We start from the raw sequence: 16,393 nt of genomic DNA, 5'->3' as shown, positions 1-16,393 counted from the left end.
GATCCACCGCAGGATGTTGGCGAAGGTCCCTTCCTGACGGACATGTCACCCCTAGAGCGATTCCGGACCTTCTTCAGTTACTTAAGACTGAAGTCCGGCTCACATCCGGCGTCGCATCATGTAGCGCGTAACCCAAAGCAACTTTGCAACCTTCGCTCCTGGCGGCATCCGCATACTGAACACTCGTCGAGCCAGTGCTCTACACATCCCTGAACCCATCTTTCTCGCCCTTCATTAGCGTCGAAGCACCACCGCGAGTAGTCACTCATCACGCTCATCGGCCCGAGAGAGTCTTCGGCCGTGCCCGCCGAGAAGGAATGCCTCCTGATGTCGAGCCCCAAACCCGCTCTTCGCCGCCGCCGCCTGCACCCGCACCCGCTGGGAAAACCACCCGTCGCTCCGCTCTTGTCGGCCGCCGCCGCCGAGGCCGCGGGCTCGTTCGTCCTGGTCTTCGGGGTCGTTGGGGCTGCGACCTTCTCCGTTTTCCTCGCCAAGTCGGGTGTCGCGTTAAACATCGGCTTCCTTGGTGTCGCATTTGCGCTCGGCCTCGGCGTGCTTGTCGGGGCCATCGCGTGGGGCCCCGTGTCGGGCGGCCACTTCAACCCGGCAGTCACGCTCGGAATGGCGACCGCCGGATTCTTCTCATGGCACCGCGTCCCGGCCTACATCGCGTCGCAGATCGTCGGTGGAGTGCTCGCTTCCACCGCACTGGTTCTTGTCGCGGCCGGCATGGGCTCAGGTTTCCTCGCGGATGCGAGAAAGAGCGGATTCGCGTCCACCGGATGGGGCCCTCTCTCCCCCAGCGGCGCATCGTGGCAAGCGGCGTTCCTGATTGAGGCGGTAACCACAGCCGTGCTCATGGCAGTCGTCCTCGCCGTCTCCACCCGTCGCACCGACGAGACGCTCGCGCCGTTGGCCATCGGATTCACCCTCACGGTCGCAGCGCTCGTCGCGATCCCGGTCTCCAACGGCTCCTTCAACCCGGCGCGCTCGATAGCCACCGCGATCTACGGCGGCCACGTTGCCCTCGGGCAACTATGGCTCTCGCTCGTGGCACCGACTGTCGGAGCCGTTGTTGTCGGCCTCGCGGTGACGGTGGTGCGCGGCCTTGCCCCATCTGCCAGGAGGAGCTCCTACGTGTGAGGGAGCGTCCCGTGGCCGGCAGGTAGACATTCGTCGCGGCCATAGGCCTGACGAGCACTCGATAAAACAATTGCGCTGGGGCGGCTGCCGCCTCTGCGCAGCCGCCCCAAGTGAGTAAACCTACCTCCGAGATGTCCCCAAATCGGATTTGTGCACGCGATAGGTTTCGGGAGCAACGAAAGCAGCAATCGCCGAGACGCCCGCGGCTCCCGCGCAGATCAGGGCCGCCGGCCACCACATCGTCGAGTCGGCTCCAGCTGCCTGGGCGGCCGCCGGCGCGAACCCGGCGAGCAGGATTCCGAGCATCAGCCCCACAGCCATGCCTGTGTATCGAACGGCTGTCGGGAACTGTTCCGGGTACCAAGTCGCTCCCACCGTGATGGGCATGCAGTAGAAGATTCCGATTCCGACGATTCCCGCAGCGAAGATCCCGGGAATGTTGCCGGTATCGATGGACATGAACAACGCCACCATCGACACTGCTGAGCCCACGACGCCGATGATGAAGACCGGGCGCCGCCCCCACCGGTCGGATAGCGCACCGATGAGCGGTGCCGCGACGACTGCGGTCAGGTTAGCGAGCGTCACGACGGTGAGCATGAGCGCGCTCGCGATCCCGTTCCCGGTGCCGTACGCGAGGACGAAGACGTTGAAGATCGTGCCCACGATGTTGATGGAGCTGAGCAAGAGCACTCGAACCACGGTGCGCCAGTGACTGTGCAGCAGGTTGGCGATGGGGAGCTTGGCGCGGCGCCCTTCCGAGCGCATGTCAGAGAAAGACTCCGTCTCGTCGAGCTTACGTCGAAGGAAGAATGCGACGAGGGTGAGGATGCCGCTGAGCAGGAACGGGATGCGCCATCCCCAGGACAGCAGCGCCTCCTCGGGGAGCAAGGCCACGGGAATGAATACGAGGCTGCCCATCGCGATGCCGAACTGCATCCCGCTCATCGTGAAGCTCGTGAAGAACGCACGACGACCGTCCGGGGCATGCTCGACAGTCAACGACGTCGATCCTGGCGATTCCCCTCCCGCCGACAAACCTTGCAGGAGTCGAATGAAGACGAGCAGGATTGGGGCGGCCCACCCGATGGTGTCAAAGGTCGGGAGTAACCCGATAACGAACGTCGCCACACCCATGAGAGCGATGGTCAGGATCAGGGCAAGCTTCCTCCCGTATCGGTCACCGATATGCCCCCAGAGCACCGCACCGAACGGACGTACGACGTAGGCGACACCGAACGTGGCAATCGCGATGAGGGTGCCCGTTGCGCCAGCTTCGGGGAAGAAGAGTCGGCCGAAGATCAACGCGGAGGCCGAGGCATAGATAAGGAAGTCGTAGTACTCGAGTGCGCTTCCGAAGAAGCCAGATATTGCTGCGCGCCGCACTCTCACGTTCGAGAGCGAGCGAACGTCGGTGTTCGTCATGATGTCTCCTCGTTTCGGGTTACAGGGTGATGGGGTTGAGCCGAAGTGTCTGGGGACCCGCCGAAGAAGCGAAGCTGACGGCGTAGAGCCCGTCAGGGCCTCCGTTGTACCGGATGGAGATCCCGAGGTCGTCGGGGTTCAGGGGCCCGAGCCACGCGCGAAGCTCAGCTTCGGTCCCACCGACTTCAATTGCCGTGATGCCCTCCCCGCGGACGTCACCGCTGCCCGGCTGTGGCGGAAGGCCACTGGGGTGCCCCGTGAGGGTCTCAACCAGGTAGACGTTAGGCTTTCCTGCAAGCCAGGAGTTTCGAAAGTCTGGCGCGTGAACAGCGCTCCTGCGCTTGACACTCCGGTCGACTGGGCGTTTACCGCCAGCGATCTCCCCGAAGACCTGCGTACCAACGTGTGCGGCAAACGCTTCGATCTCGCTGATGTCGTCACTTCTCAAGCACAGACCCGCGAAGCACGCACCTCCGAACGTCTGACGCTGGAGCTCCGCGGCAAGCGGGTCGCCATCCGCAATCATGCGATGGTCGACGATGCTTTCTACTTCGATGTAGACGCCAGGCCCCAACGAGATGAGCTTCTGGCCTAGGCCCAAACTCGGGAAGTAGCCGCCGTCCGTACTGCCAAGGCCGGTCTGTTCGCTGAGATCGATGGTGGTTTTGTAGAGGTTGTCGGACCAGACCGCGATGTGGTCGAGAGCAATCATGTCTGCGCTTTCCGTCAGAGAGTAGTTCAAATTTGAAATTACTGAGCAAGGCCGACCCATAGGTTTCGTGCATGTAACAGATGCGGCTAGCTGGGCAGTTGCCCGCCCGTTGCCTCGCCTCGCAGGTGCACCTGCAGGGCACCGAGGGCTCGAGTGACGCCGTCGATAGTGGCTTCATCGAGTGGTGTGACGACAGCGTTGGTAATCATCTCGGTCTGCGCTTCATGGGCTTCGACGATGAATTCGCGTCCGCGAGGCGTCAATCGGGCCACGACCCCCCGCTCGTCGTCGGCCGCGGTGAAGCGTTCGGCGAAGCCAGCCTTTTCTAGCTGCGCCAAGTGATAGCTGAGCCCACTGGGCGAGGAGACGAGACGCGAAGTGAGATCACTCATCCGCAACTCGCCGCCCGCGTTTCGGAGGCGGATGAGCACCTCGTACTGCGAGTACTTCAAGCCGATGGTTCGCCGCGTGGCTCGGTCTGCGCGCTTCTCCAGAAGCTTGCCGACGTCGATGAGCCTTTCAAACAGGGCGAGTTCGGTTGCAGTGAGCATCGCTAGTCCTCATCGTCGGACGACGGATGATTCCCGTCGTTCTGTCATGGTAACGACACGATGATCGCCTCCTCGTCCAGCTCGGGATCACTCCACGCGCAGGAACTGGCGTGTGGCTTGGTCGAGGTCGTGTGTTGTCAGACCTCGGTTGATGGCGTTGTTCAAGGGGTCGCTGTCTGCCATGTCGAACGGGTAGTCGCTTCCCAAGAGGATGCGCGCGTCCCCGGCTTTCTCCTCGAGAAGTGCGAGCGCGAGCTCATCATGGGTGACGGTGTCGAAATACAACTGTCGGAATCCATCGCTCGGCGGCGTCGTCGAGTTTGCGGAGACATCGGCACGCGCATGCCACGCATGGTCCCACCGTCCCAGCAAGTCAGGTGCGCACCCACCGCCGTGAACGAAGCAGATGCGCAGGTCCGGGATCTCTTCGAGTACTCCGCCGAGGAGTGTCGATGCGACAGCGACGGCGCTCTCAGTCGGATTGCCGATGAGGTTGGTCAGGTAGTGCCTGCCCATCGCCGGCGCTGGAAGCTGCATGGGGTGGACGAGGACAGCGAGGTCAGCGTGAGCGGCCCGGCGGAGGATGTCGCGAAGCGTACCGACGTCGAGTGACTCGTCGCCCACGATGGGAGGGATGGCGATGCCGACGATGCCGTCGTCGTCGCGGAGCGTCTCGATCTGGCGTGCGCTGGCATCGAGGTTCCCTAGGTTGACGCTGCCGAACCCAGCGAAGGCGCCGCGGCTGTCACTCACGATGCCGCTCAGAGCGCTGTTGAACGCTTCCGTGTATTCGTTGGCCCCCGGGAGGTCATGCCGCGCGAAGGCAAAAGGGGGCGCGGAAAGCACCCGAACTGAGATGCCGGCGGCGTCCATGTCTGAACGGATGGCGTCCACGTCGCTCATCAACCGGCTGTCGATGGACAGGGGAATATCCCCGATGAAGAGTTGTCCATCGCGGTCGGAGATGGGACGGTACGGTGCTCCGGGCGGGAGGCCGAACAGGTCGGTGGGGAGCCAATGCGCGTGCACATCGACGGGGCCCGGCCGCAACATCGTCATGAGGCCTCCAGCGCGAGGGGAACATTGTCGCTGTCGAGGTGTTCGACTGTGGTGAAGATCAGCTCGGTGTCGCCGACATTTTCGATGTCATGCAGGAGATACTCCCCCGGTCCGAAGTGGAAGTATCGCGTCTCGCCCGCCTGATAGGACACGTCTCGGGTGGTTCCGTCGAAGGTGTGCTGCCGGGATGTGCCGGCGTTGATGGCCGTCCAGAAGTAGTCGAGCACATGGCGGTGCGCGTGCCAGCGCTCTCCCGGCTGAAGACGGATCTCCCAGATGCGTGTGCGAGGGGTTTCCGCGAGCAACCGCGAGCCGACCTCGCCGTCGTGTGAGTGGGCCTCGAACTCGGCGTGCAGCTCGTCACTCCACCCTTCGAAGTTGCTGCCGATGAGCGTTCCCGCGAGGGGAAGGTCTGCGAGGAAGTTGGTCATGATTCTTCTCCTATCAGTGAGTCGGTGCGAGGGCGGCGTCAGAATGGGCCGAGGGCCGCTCGGTGACGCCCGAGCCGTAGAGTCCGAAGCGCAGCTCGGGGTCTCCCGGAGTCCAGGTGCCGTGCACCTGCGACCGCTCCCCCATTGCGACGACTCGCGAGAGGAGGGCGGCGCTGAGCTCGAGCTGGCCCGGTTCCCACGCCGAGAGCGCCGCTTCCACATCGTCGGCCGCTAGCAGCGCATCACGCAGAGCCCAGGCGTCGGCTGCGGCCTTGGCAGTACCTGCTGCCGCGTGGGGCCGTGCCGCGCACGCTGCGTCTCCGATGAGGGCGCCGCGTCCGAGGGCCATGCGAGCGGACCGCAAGTCCTGGACGACCTGGACGTACGGCTGCTCGGTCTTCAGGACAACTTCCTGCGGGCCGGGCGCGAGTTGCGTGCGAGCAACCTCGCGCAGCTCCTCCACGTGCTTCTCTCGCACCAGGCCCGGGGGCACGGTGAGCACGCCAACGTATCCATTGAGTCCGTGCAAGAGGTCAGTGAGCTCACCACCTTCGGCGACATTCCGATACCACACGTAGTTCATGAGCTGATGTTCCGGCTCGACGCCCTCCTCCCCGGGGATCGGGTACAGCGTGATGTGGGAGTGGTCGAGCACGTTATAGGTGATGGCGTCGCCCATCGACGCCCTCGTTTCAGGTGAAAGGTCGGCGACCGGGACTGTCCCGCGCCATCCCACGTATCCGGAGTATCGGCTGAGCGCATCGGCATCGAAGAGTGGCCTTCCAACAGAGCCGATCCCGTCCGCGAAGACGACGAGATCTGCACGTCGGGTCGTCCCGTCTGCGAACTCCACCGCCGCTTGCTCGGCGGCGGAGCCTGGTGTCCACCGCACTGCTTGTGAGTCGAGGTGGTAGCGCTCTTCCCCGAAGTCTGCGAGCAGCGCGCGGTAGAAGGTTCCCCAGGACGTGTATTGCCACTCGCGCGGCTCGGCGAAGACGGTTCCGTTGTCCCGCTCGACGTACTGAACGGTGGACGTCGTAGTGAACAACGAGCTCGCGTCTTGGTCACTGCGCTCGATGAACCAACGCATCGTGTCGGGCTGTAGGACGATGCCGCCGCCGCGGCCGTGCAAAGGAACGGGGGTACGTTCGAAGATGTCGACGTCGAAGCCGATGTCGCGAAGCACGAGGCCCGCGGTCAGCCCGCCGATGGATCCGCCGATAACGAGAGCGGTGGAGCCTGCGAACTTGTCACTGGTGTACTGCATAGTCGTTCTCCTGGGTGTTACGTATGGTCGGAGGGGTTGGGTTCGGCGACGTCTGTCGGCAGGGGCTTTCCGCGGGTCTCGGTTGCGAACGCGACACCGATGAGGCCGACGACACCCAGCGCGGCGATCACGGTGGTCGCGATTCCGAGGTTGCCAGCGAACCAGGAAGTGGCAATGACTCCTGCCACGAGCGGTCCAGCAGCCGTGAAGATTCGCCCGACGCTGTTGCAGAAGGCGATTGCGGTCGCCCTGAGGCTTGTGGGAAACAGCTCCGGTCCGTAGATGAAAGACCCAGACAGAGAGCCGAAGAGCGCGAAGCCGAGCACCGGCATCGCCCCTAGGAAGACACCGAGTGGCCTGTCGAACGGGAAGATCACCGCGATGGTGACCGCGGCGACACCGAAAGTAAGCAGGAAGGTTGGTTTGCGTCCGATGGCGTCCGCGATGAACCCCCATGCCGCGTATCCGATGATGCCGCCCGCGTTGAACAGCATTGAGGCAAGCGCAACGTCTTGGGCGATCTGGCCCGGTTCCGTCCCCGCCGCCGCTCCCATCTGGCGAATGATCTGCGGGTACCACGTGCTCACGCTCCAGAAGGCGATGAGCGCACCAGTGGCGATAGCGGTGCAGATGAGGGTCGGCTTCAGCAACGGTCGCATGAACAGCCGCTTCAACACGAAGGCGTCCCGGTGGTCTCGGCGACCGCTCTGCTTGCGTTCGCGGCGTACGCGGATCGCTTCGGTGGATTCTTCCGGCTCCTTGACGAATCGACGGATGAACCAGACGAGGACGGCGGGAAGGACAGCCAGGGCCATCATGAACCGCCAGCCGAGGTCGCCCAAGAGGGCGTATGCGAGCGCGGCGGCGAAGAACCCCATCGCGTAGCCCGACATCATCAGTCCGCCGGCACGCGCGCGGTAGCGGTTTCGCCAGGACTCGGCGATGAGCGCGGCCCCGACTGGAGCTTCTACACCGGACCCTACGCCGGCGATGAAACGAAGGACGCCGAGTAGCCACCAGTTGTCCACGAATGCGGCACCCGCCGTGAATACGGCGTAGGTGAGGACGCCGAGAGCGAGGATCTTCGTGCGGCCGATGTAGTCCGCAAGGACTCCGAACGCCACCCCTCCGACGGCCCACCCCGCAAGAAAGAGGCCGACCGTGAGACCTCCGTAGAGCCCAATATTGGCAGGGGTGGCCTCGATCCCGCTGTTCGGAAGGAGCTCGGTCATTGTGGGGCCGAGGACCAGGATGTAAAGGCTCCCTGCGAATCCATCGAGCCCCCACCCGAGCATCGTTCCTGCGAGAACAAGCCATTGAGCTTTGGTGATCTCTGCCCTCCATCCGGTGCGGGCAGTAGTGGCCGTGCGCGTCATCATTGACGTCCTTTCGGTCGTGGTGCGTGTCAGTTCAAGCGTTCGTTGGCTCCGCCGTACCAATCGGAGTACCCGGGGGCAGTGCGGGCGACGACAGTCTTGATCCAGGAGAAGTCGTCGAACGACTCCGAGCCTGCGTCCTTGCCGATCCCGGATTCTTTGACCCCACCCCAGGGGAGCGAAGGCTCAAGACGGTGGTGGTCGTTGATCCACACCATTCCGGCTTTCACACCGTCCGCGACCCGGAGCCCACGTGAGAAGTCACTGGTCCAGACGCCCGCTCCCAGCCCGTAGGGGTTGTCGTTTGCCATCGAGATGGCCTCGTCTTCAGCGTCGAATGGGATGACGACTGCGACCGGTCCGAAGATTTCCTCGCGGGCGACGCGCATGTCCATCGTCGCGTCGGAGATGACTGTCGGCGCGTAGAAGAAACCATTGGCGAGTTCACCTTCGAGTGCAGGGACATTGCCGCCGGCGAGGATGGTCGCGCCTTCCGCTCGTGCCGAGTCGACGAGTTCGGCGACCTTTCCACGTTGGCGCTCGCTGATCAGCGGCCCCATCTGCGTCTGGGGGCTGCGGGGATCTCCGATCCGAATTGCGGCAGCACGGGCCGCGAGATGCTCGACGAAAGAGTCGTAGATGCCCCGCTGCACAAGGAACCTCGAGCCGGCGACGCACGACTGCCCCGCGGCGATGAAAGCAGCGAATGCTGCGCCTTCCGCGGCTCCCTTCGCATCCGAGTCGTCGAAAACGATGATGGGGGTCTTACCCCCGAGCTCGGCGGTCATCCGTGCGAATCGACGTGCAGCTGCGACGGCCGCAGAGCGTCCGGTCTCCGTCCCGCCAGTGAGCGTTACTTTCGCCACATCGGGATGCTCTGTGAGACGTATCCCCGCAGGTGCGGCACCGGTGACGACGTTGACCACCCCCTCAGGAACGCCTGCGCGCTGGAGGATTGGGAGGAGGGCGAGCGTCGTCAGGGGCGTCATCTCGGAGGGTTTGATGACGACGGTGTTGCCGTTAGCCAGCGCAGCCGACAGGCTGCGGGCGAGGATGAGCATCGGGTGGTTGAAGGGCGTGATGATGGCGCAGACGCCCAGCGGAGCGCGCCGCTGGTATGTGAGATACGGACCATCCGTGGGCAACACCGCCGTGCGCTGGGCCGCAAGGAGTCCCGCGTTGTATCGAAACCACTCCGGCACCCGGGACAGCTGAGCGCGTGTTTCGTTCACAGGGCGGCCATTGTTCAGGGCCTCGAGCTGATAGAGCTCCTCGCTGCTCGCCTCAATCTCGTCGGCGACGCGGAGCAGGATTCGTGCCCGCTCGGTCGCGGTCAACGCCGGCCACGTTCCGGTTGAGAAAGCAGCGAGCGCCGACGCCACCGCGATGTCAACGTCGTCAGGGCCGTGTTCGGGGACGGACGTGATCATGGACCCGGTAGACGGATTAATGATGTCGCGGAGCAATGCTCCGTTAGATTCGTACGGCTGCTGCGGATTGGGGCGAACAGCTGCGTCGAGAAGACTCATGGCACTCCTTTGTGTTTCGCACCGGCGGGACCGGTCTGACAAGTTGAGCATCGCGCATTCCAGCCCGCGATGTTTCCAGGAACACTCTTGTGCGGAACAGGTGTCAGTGGTCACATGGTGTGGTGACCGCAGATCTTGTCTCTTGGCTTGCCCGCCTTCGTGAAATCACCGAGGTGGCATCGCGTGGGATTCTCGTCGAAGAAGCACTCGGTCTCGTCGCGGCGACCGCACGTGAGCTACTCCCCCTCGACTTCTGCGGGGTGTTCACTCCGAATCCGTCGCGGACGGCGCTGCTGCTCACCGGATGGGACGGACTATCACGGGACTACGTACAGCGCATCAACCAGACCAACCCGGTCGGACTCGGAAGCGAAGCACCGTCGAGCCGTGCATACTTCGGTGGCCTGCCCGTTGTTGTGTCAGACATTGAGGCGGAGAGCGGGTTTGAACCTTGGGGAGGCATTGCGCACGACCAGGGCTACACCTCGATGATCAGCGTCCCGCTGCGCAGCGAACGAGGCATTCTCGGCACCTTGAACGGTTATCACACCGAAAGGCACACGTACACCGCAGACGAGATCGAACGCTTGACCCTACTCGCCAATCACGCTGCAGCAGCAATCGCCTCGACCGCACTGGTGGACGACCTGCGGCGGTCGAACGAAGCACTAGTGGAGCAGCGCGACCTGCTCGCACGCAGCCAGGCGATACGTGAAGAATTGCTGCAGGCATCCCTGAGCTCTCGCGGTATCGATGCCATCGTCTCAGCACTTCAAGGGATCGTGCGCAGGCCCGCATCGTACTCATCGTCAGCTGACTCGGACGCCTCGCCCACCGACCCCCGGGAGGCACTCGCCACGCGACCGATCACCGTCGACGGCGAGGTAGTTGGAGAGCTGACGATTTGGGGCGATGCGGGCGAGAAGCCGCAGGACGCACGTCTAGAGACTGTCGAGGAAGTCGCCATTGGCCATGCCGTGGCGGTGCTGACTCTCGAGCTGCTTCGGCAGCGCGCCGCGTTGGACGCCGAGCACCGCATCGCTGGCGAGCTCCTGCAGGACGTGGTCACGTCTGGCATCAGTGAGCAATCGCTTCGGCGGGCAGATGCCATGGGCTTCGATCTCACTCGGCTGCGCGTTGCAACCGTGATCTCGGTTGTGCCTCATGAGCCGTCAAATCCGACTGCGAGTAGCCACCTACATCGCGGGGTTCTCGCTCGGCTGGGTCGCCTGCGGCTGCAGAAGGAGGACGTCACTCTCCGCCCACTCGTCGCCGAGTACGGCGGGAGCATCGTCGCTGTGTGGCCCGATTCGGTAGGTGATGAGGCCGGGGAGGAAGTACACGCCACTCTCTCCGTCGCGTATCCCGCGACGAGCGTGACTGTGGCTGCGTCAGGTATTCCGCGACGCACCCTGGCAGAGGCGGTCCGGGTAGCGACTGGAGCGCACGCGTTGGCACTCCGCTTCGCACCAGGAAGGTCCGTGCAGGCAACCCAGCTCGGGTACGCGGGTCTTCTACTACACATTGACGAGCCGGACGTTCTCGGCCAACACCTGCAGACCCAGCTAGGTCCAGTCCTGAACTACGACTCTATGCGTGGGGCGTCTTTGATGCGCACGCTGCAATCCCTCGTCGCCCACGATTTTGATCGAGGCGCGACCGCGAAAGCTCTGCGGCTACACGTGAACACCGTGCAGCAACGAGTACGGCGAGTAGAAGCGCTGCTGCAGAAGGACCTCTCGAATCCTCGAGACCTTCTCGACGTGGTCTCAGCGCTTTCGATTCACTCGATGCTCGAATGATTGCGTTCAGACGCCCGACAAGGGATAGGGACGACTCGCGCTAGCGACATGCGAAAAACGGGGTGCCTTCGGACTCGTCCGAAGGCACCCCGTTCGTGGACGAGACGCTGCTTACTTCTGGATGAAGGCGAGCAGGTCGGGGTTGATGACGTCCGCGTGGGTGGTCAGCATGCCGTGCGGGTAGCCGGCGTAGAGCTTCAACTCGGAGTTCTGAAGGAGCTCGTGCTGCAGAAGCGCGGCCGCCTTGTACGGGACGACCTGGTCGTCGTCGCCCTGCATGACGAGGACGGGAACCGTGATGGCCTTGAGGTCTTCGGTCTGGTCGGTCTCGGAGAACGCCTTGATGCCCTCGTAGTGGGCGAGCGCGCTGCCAGTCATGCCCTGACGCCACCAGTTGGCGACGACCGGCTCGGAGACCTCGACGCCGTCGCGGTTGAAGCCATAGAACGGACCCGAGGCGACAGCCTGGAAGAACTCGGCGCGGTTGGCGGCGAGAGCGCTGCGGAAGCCGTCGAGGACCTCGATGGGCGTGCCCTCGGGGTTACTGTCGGACTTCAGCATGATGGGAGGAACAGACGAGACGAGAACGGCCTTCGCGACGCGGCCCTGAGGCTGACCGTACTTCGCGACGTAGCGGGCGACCTGGCCGCCACCGGTGGAGTGGCCGATGTGGATGGCGTTCTTCAGGTCGAGGTGCTCGACGACGGCGTTCACGTCACTCGCGTAGTGGTCCATGTCGTGGCCGGTGCTGATCTGCGACGAACGGCCGTGACCGCGGCGGTCGCTTGCGACCACGCGGTAGCCCTTGGCGAGGAAGTACAGCATCTGTGCGTCCCAGTCGTCGGACGACAGCGGCCATCCGTGGTGGAACACGATGGGCTGGGCGTCCTTGTTGCCCCAGTCCTTGAAGTAGATCTCTGCGCCGTCTTCGGTGGTGATGTATCCCATGATGAATCCTCTGTCGTGTCGTCGAACGAGCAAGCCCGCGCGACTGGTGGGTAGTTTGCGCCTCGACGATGTGGCGACTGAATTCAAGGTAACTTTCGTGCGTTCGCGATGCCTCCGACAATTGCCGATTCTCATTACTACGTCTATCCGAATGAGGGAGGCGGTCGAGACGCGGGTCAGCAGGCCGCTCGAAGAGGGGATGTGGATTTTTCAGATAGGTGATGTGAATCGCCACTCCGCCTCCATACGGTGAAGCGTCCATACTCCTGACTCCGCACGAGCCGGGAGGACTATTCATGCATCTTCAGGGAGCTCGGTGAGCAGTAACAAGAGTGTTCTGGGCAACTTTCTGCGTGCGCGGCGTGCCCACGTCCTGCCAGCGGACGTCGGCCTGCGTCCCGATGACGGCAGAAGGGTCTCCGGACTCAAGCGCGAAGAAGTGGCGATGCTCGCGGACATCAGCGTGGAGTACTACACCCGCCTCGAACAGGGACGGGGAGCAGACCCCTCCACAAAAGTGGTCCGTGCCCTCGCTCGCGCTCTCAATCTGGACGACGTGTGCGTCGAGTACGTCAATCGCCTCACCGGGAGAGTCGAGGAGCAACGGCGCACCATCCCGCCCGAGAAGACCTACATCATCCGCGAACTCCTCGACACCTGGGCCCACATCCCGGCGTACATCACCGACGGTAACCTCGACATCGTCGCTGTCAACGAACGCATGCACTCTCTGAGTTCGGGGGCCATCCGCCCCGGTGTCAACGCTGTAATCACGCACTTCGCCTCCGAGAACAAGCGGCAGATCGTCAACTGGGACGAGCTTGCCACTCGAGGTATCGCGACCCTCCGTTTCCTCGGGGATCGCAGATCCGCGCGATATGAGGAGATCGTCCGCGAACTGTCGAGGGACCCAGACTTCGTGAGCCGCTGGAACTTGCACGAGGTGGCTCGACCTTCGGACCTCGACTCTCACCTGCGCTTGGATGGGATTGGCGAGATCCAGATGCGTGTCCACAACTTCGAGGTGCCCTCGTTACCGTTCCACACCATGACCACGCAGTACCCGAAACCTGGCTTCGAGGTGTTCGCTAGCGCACCTGAGGCAAGCGAGAAGACTTTCGCCTGACCCATTTCACGAAAGGCCACTCATGTCGAACGTTCTCATCAAGCGTGCGTACGAACCGACGTCCACCGCAGACGGCTACCGGGTTCTCGTAGACCGCCTCTGGCCGCGTGGCGTTTCAAAGGAGCGCGCGGCTCTTGACGAGTGGTTGAAAAACATCGCGCCCTCGCCTGATCTGCGGACGTGGTGGGATCACGACCCCGCGCGCATGGCGGAATTCACGGTTCGATACGACGCAGAGCTGGAGGAGAACACCACGGCAGTTCAACATCTCCTCGATGTCGCTAACGCACACGACACGGTGACCCTGGTGTACGCCGCGCACGATCCTGCGGTCAATCACGCCCTCGTGCTTCAGCGTTTCATTCTGGATCGTTTGGCGGACGTCAGGTCATAGGGGCAGCTGCTCGCCGAGCCTCACGCCGTATTCTGCGATACTCCTGGCCACCGGGAGCCGCTGCTCGCCATAGGCGACGAGAGCGTCGTCGATGGTCGATGAATGGAGTGCGCGGGCCAGAGTGAGAGCGTCGCCGGCGGCCTTGGCCGCACCCATCGCTGTATGCGGACGCACGACCGTTGCCGCATCCCCCAGAAGCACTGCGCGATCTCGAGTGATCCGGGGAGCGACATAGTCGAGGACACCCTGCAGGAATGGTCGTGGCTCCATCGCGACCACCTCAGCGAACTGGGGTGGAAGGCGATGCTGGGCCGCTGCAATCAGGTGCGTCGCGACATCCGCCGGCGTCTGGCCCGGGGCGAGAGACGTGGATGTGGACGAGCGACCGGCCGCAGTCGTCAGCGTCGATAGATCCCCTGAGCTCATCGAGCGATACCAGACCCAGTTGTACCGACGACTCCCCGGCTGCGTCTGACCTTCGGGCCCGGGGACGAGATATCCGAGCGCGTGCTCCCCCGGTCCCGTGTAGAACGTCATCCGTCGAAACAGGGTGTCGGCGGCACCGGAAGGAACGAGGTCTTCAGGGATGAGGCCGCGCCAGATGGCATAACCGACGTAGGCAGGTTCGCCGCCTTCTGGCGCAACGAAACGACGCACGTGCGAGTGCGCTCCGTCTGCTCCGACCAGCAGGTCAGCCTCATGTCGTTCGTTACCCGCGGAGAAGGAGATGACGTCGGCGCCGGCCCGGACGCCCGTTACCGGACTGTCCAGAACATACCGAGAGTCGGGGATCACCCCGCGAAGACCGTCGTAAAGCCGGTCCCAGGACAACTGCGTCTGCTCGGCACGTTCTCGGTAACGAATCGCTCCTCGCAGGTCGAGGGTGATCCGTTCGACGGACGTCACGCCAGGCACCGCAGACGGTGCGACGCCCGCAGCGTCAAGCGCCGTGAAGACCTCGTCCTGGGCGACGAGCCCGGCACCCCGCGCTCGAAGACCGTGCACCGACTTCTCGTACACCGTCACGTCATGCCCCAGCCGGTGCAGCATGGCCGCGGCGAACAGTCCGCCGATGGAACCTCCTGCTACGGCGACGCGGTGCGCGGATCTTGAGAAATCGCTCATGTGGTCACGGTAGGTGTGACCATGCGGGAACCCCTGCGACAACTGACGGACGCCCCTTCGACCGCTGATCAGAAACCCACTTGAATCGCCGGCGACTGGGGGCTCCCCGCACAGCGTTCGGCGGAGCCGCTACTTCACAGACTTTGGCGGCGTGGTGCGGTTGTCGCAGCCGCGTCAGCGGTTCGACGGACACTGCGAGGTGGCTCAGCGAACGGAAGAAAGGCCTGCACCACGGCCAGGAGAAGGATCACGGACCCAGCGCCGACGAGCACCGCGTCCGCACCGACGACAACAGCCACGGCGCCGCTCGCCGCCGACCCCACCGCGGTACCCCCATAGAGGACCAGTTGGTAGATCGACAGACCCCGCGTGCGTACGTGTTCCGGCAACGAGGCCTGAACGACCGCGTTCACAGTGGCGATGACGCCAATCCACCCCGCACCGCCAGCAACGAGCGCGAGGAAGATGATCCACAAGTCGCCCGTGAATAGCAGGGCGCACAACGCCAGGCCGAAGAGCGTCCTCGATGCGAGCAGTACGCCGTTCACTCCCCATCGGTCACGCCACGGCGCCACGAGAGCCGCGCCGACGATGGTGCCCACGCCCAGGACTCCCAGAAGCACCCCGTAGCCATCTGCTCCGAGACCGAGGGTGCGCTGAGCGAAAACGGGGAGCAATGCCCAGAGGGCATTGGCCGGCACGAGGAAGATCGCCAAGCGCATATAGAGAGAGCGCACCTTCGACGAGCGGAAGACGAAGCGAACGCCCTCGCGCATCGCGTGCAGGAAAGGCTCGGCCGGTGTCTGCGGGGCTCGATAGTTGCGCCAGGCGATGAGTGCGCCCAAGTAGATGACGAACGAGGCGGCGTTCACGATGAACACCGCGGTGATCCCAAACTGCGCGATGGTTAGCCCGGCGACGGCCGGACCTGCCGCGCGCGCGACGTTTACGCTGATTGACGACAGTGATGCCGCGTCCGCCACCTGTGCACGCGGCACGATGTCCGAGATCACTGACTGCGCTGCGGGCATCTGCACGGCGGACGCAGCACCGAGCACGCACGTGACGGCGAGGAGTGTGCTCGCTGGGAGATCGCCCCCAGCCGACAGCGCTACCAAAGCCACTGACGCCCCCAATTGCACGACCTGTGTGACGAGCATCACCGTGCGTCGATTCAGGAACTCGCCTAGCACTCCCGATGGCAGCGCCAACAACAACACAGGGGCCGCTGACGCCGTTTGCACGAGAGCGACGACAACAGATGAGCTGTCGTCGGCAACGAGTTGCCATTGGGCGCCGACAGTCTGCATCCAGATGCCGATATTGCTCACAAAACCCGCGACCCACAGCAATCGGAATGCCGGGACCCTCAGCGGCGCCAATGGCCCGTCGCGCCCCGGACGCGAAGACACGCGTGTTTTGGGGGGGGGGGGGGGTACACCAAGCACAAAACCGTAGTGTAGGAAAAGTAGTTGTAGCGGGTATGGGTAAACGCTTGGAGTCTT

General features: G+C 63.7%; 15 protein-coding genes. 4 read left to right on the top strand and 11 right to left on the bottom strand.

The annotated features are described in order from the left end of the window. Nucleotides 1-300: 300 nt before the first annotated feature. On the top strand, nucleotides 301-1,143 hold the full coding sequence (locus tag ACWGQ1_RS07285) for an aquaporin (protein ID WP_452312651.1): 843 nt from the start codon (nucleotides 301-303) through the stop codon (nucleotides 1,141-1,143). A 120-nt stretch (nucleotides 1,144-1,263) separates the two neighbouring features. Here ACWGQ1_RS07285 and ACWGQ1_RS07280 read toward each other — a convergent pair whose 3' ends face one another. From ACWGQ1_RS07280 to ACWGQ1_RS07245, 8 genes are all read right to left on the bottom strand, one after another. Then, a complete protein-coding gene (locus ACWGQ1_RS07280; RefSeq protein ID WP_452312650.1) occupies nucleotides 1,264-2,568 on the bottom strand; it encodes an MFS transporter in 1,305 nt (434 codons plus the stop codon). 19 nt (nucleotides 2,569-2,587) lie between these two features. Continuing rightward, nucleotides 2,588-3,280 (bottom strand): VOC family protein, encoded by a 693-nt coding sequence (locus tag ACWGQ1_RS07275; RefSeq protein WP_452312649.1) that lies wholly within the window; start codon nucleotides 3,278-3,280, stop codon nucleotides 2,588-2,590. Nucleotides 3,281-3,366: 86 nt separating this feature from the next. Next, nucleotides 3,367-3,831, bottom strand: coding sequence for a MarR family transcriptional regulator (locus ACWGQ1_RS07270; protein ID WP_452312648.1), 465 nt, complete (start codon nucleotides 3,829-3,831; stop codon nucleotides 3,367-3,369). A gap of 87 nt (nucleotides 3,832-3,918) precedes the next feature. Beyond that, nucleotides 3,919-4,890 carry an amidohydrolase family protein gene (locus ACWGQ1_RS07265; protein WP_452312647.1) on the bottom strand — a complete coding sequence of 324 codons (972 nt, stop codon included), beginning with the start codon at nucleotides 4,888-4,890 and terminating at the stop codon, nucleotides 3,919-3,921. Beyond that, on the bottom strand, nucleotides 4,887-5,321 hold the full coding sequence (locus ACWGQ1_RS07260) for a hypothetical protein (RefSeq protein ID WP_452312646.1): 435 nt from the start codon (nucleotides 5,319-5,321) through the stop codon (nucleotides 4,887-4,889). Before ACWGQ1_RS07260 ends, ACWGQ1_RS07265 begins: the two co-directional genes overlap by 4 nt. Nucleotides 5,322-5,334: 13 nt before the next feature. Then, complete coding sequence (locus ACWGQ1_RS07255) at nucleotides 5,335-6,588, bottom strand: FAD binding domain-containing protein (RefSeq protein ID WP_452312645.1); 1,254 nt, start codon at nucleotides 6,586-6,588, stop codon at nucleotides 5,335-5,337. A 17-nt stretch (nucleotides 6,589-6,605) separates the two neighbouring features. Then, a complete protein-coding gene (locus ACWGQ1_RS07250) occupies nucleotides 6,606-7,967 on the bottom strand; it encodes an MFS transporter (protein ID WP_452312644.1) in 1,362 nt (453 codons plus the stop codon). A 26-nt stretch (nucleotides 7,968-7,993) separates the two neighbouring features. Continuing rightward, on the bottom strand, nucleotides 7,994-9,493 hold the full coding sequence (locus ACWGQ1_RS07245; protein ID WP_452312643.1) for an aldehyde dehydrogenase family protein: 1,500 nt from the start codon (nucleotides 9,491-9,493) through the stop codon (nucleotides 7,994-7,996). 122 nt (nucleotides 9,494-9,615) lie between these two features. On the opposite strand from ACWGQ1_RS07245, the gene ACWGQ1_RS07240 reads away from it, so the two are divergent. After that, a complete protein-coding gene (locus tag ACWGQ1_RS07240; RefSeq protein ID WP_452312642.1) occupies nucleotides 9,616-11,295 on the top strand; it encodes a GAF domain-containing protein in 1,680 nt (559 codons plus the stop codon). Between the two features lie 111 nt (nucleotides 11,296-11,406). Here the strand turns inward: ACWGQ1_RS07240 and ACWGQ1_RS07235 are convergent, their stop codons facing one another. After that, the gene (locus ACWGQ1_RS07235) at nucleotides 11,407-12,243 is read right to left on the bottom strand and encodes an alpha/beta fold hydrolase (RefSeq protein WP_452312641.1); all 837 of its coding nucleotides are present in this window, start codon (nucleotides 12,241-12,243) and stop codon (nucleotides 11,407-11,409) included. Between the two features lie 316 nt (nucleotides 12,244-12,559). Here ACWGQ1_RS07235 and ACWGQ1_RS07230 point away from each other — a divergent pair, with 316 nt between their 5' ends. Continuing rightward, entirely contained in the window at nucleotides 12,560-13,369 is an 810-nt protein-coding gene (locus ACWGQ1_RS07230; RefSeq protein WP_452312640.1) for an MmyB family transcriptional regulator, read from the top strand. 22 nt (nucleotides 13,370-13,391) lie between these two features. Further along, nucleotides 13,392-13,763 (top strand): DUF488 family protein, N3 subclade, encoded by a 372-nt coding sequence (locus ACWGQ1_RS07225; protein ID WP_452312639.1) that lies wholly within the window; start codon nucleotides 13,392-13,394, stop codon nucleotides 13,761-13,763. On the opposite strand, the gene ACWGQ1_RS07220 is transcribed toward ACWGQ1_RS07225, so the two are convergent. Then, complete coding sequence (locus tag ACWGQ1_RS07220) at nucleotides 13,758-14,888, bottom strand: FAD binding domain-containing protein (protein WP_452312638.1); 1,131 nt, start codon at nucleotides 14,886-14,888, stop codon at nucleotides 13,758-13,760. The genes ACWGQ1_RS07225 and ACWGQ1_RS07220 overlap by 6 nt on opposite strands. 134 nt (nucleotides 14,889-15,022) lie before the next feature. Then, nucleotides 15,023-16,300 carry an MFS transporter gene (locus ACWGQ1_RS07215; RefSeq protein WP_452312637.1) on the bottom strand — a complete coding sequence of 426 codons (1,278 nt, stop codon included), beginning with the start codon at nucleotides 16,298-16,300 and terminating at the stop codon, nucleotides 15,023-15,025. Nucleotides 16,301-16,393 lie beyond the last annotated feature (93 nt).

The organism is Microbacterium sp. NPDC055599, assembly GCF_053618975.1.
This window is presented reverse-complemented; position numbering and strand designations above follow the sequence as displayed.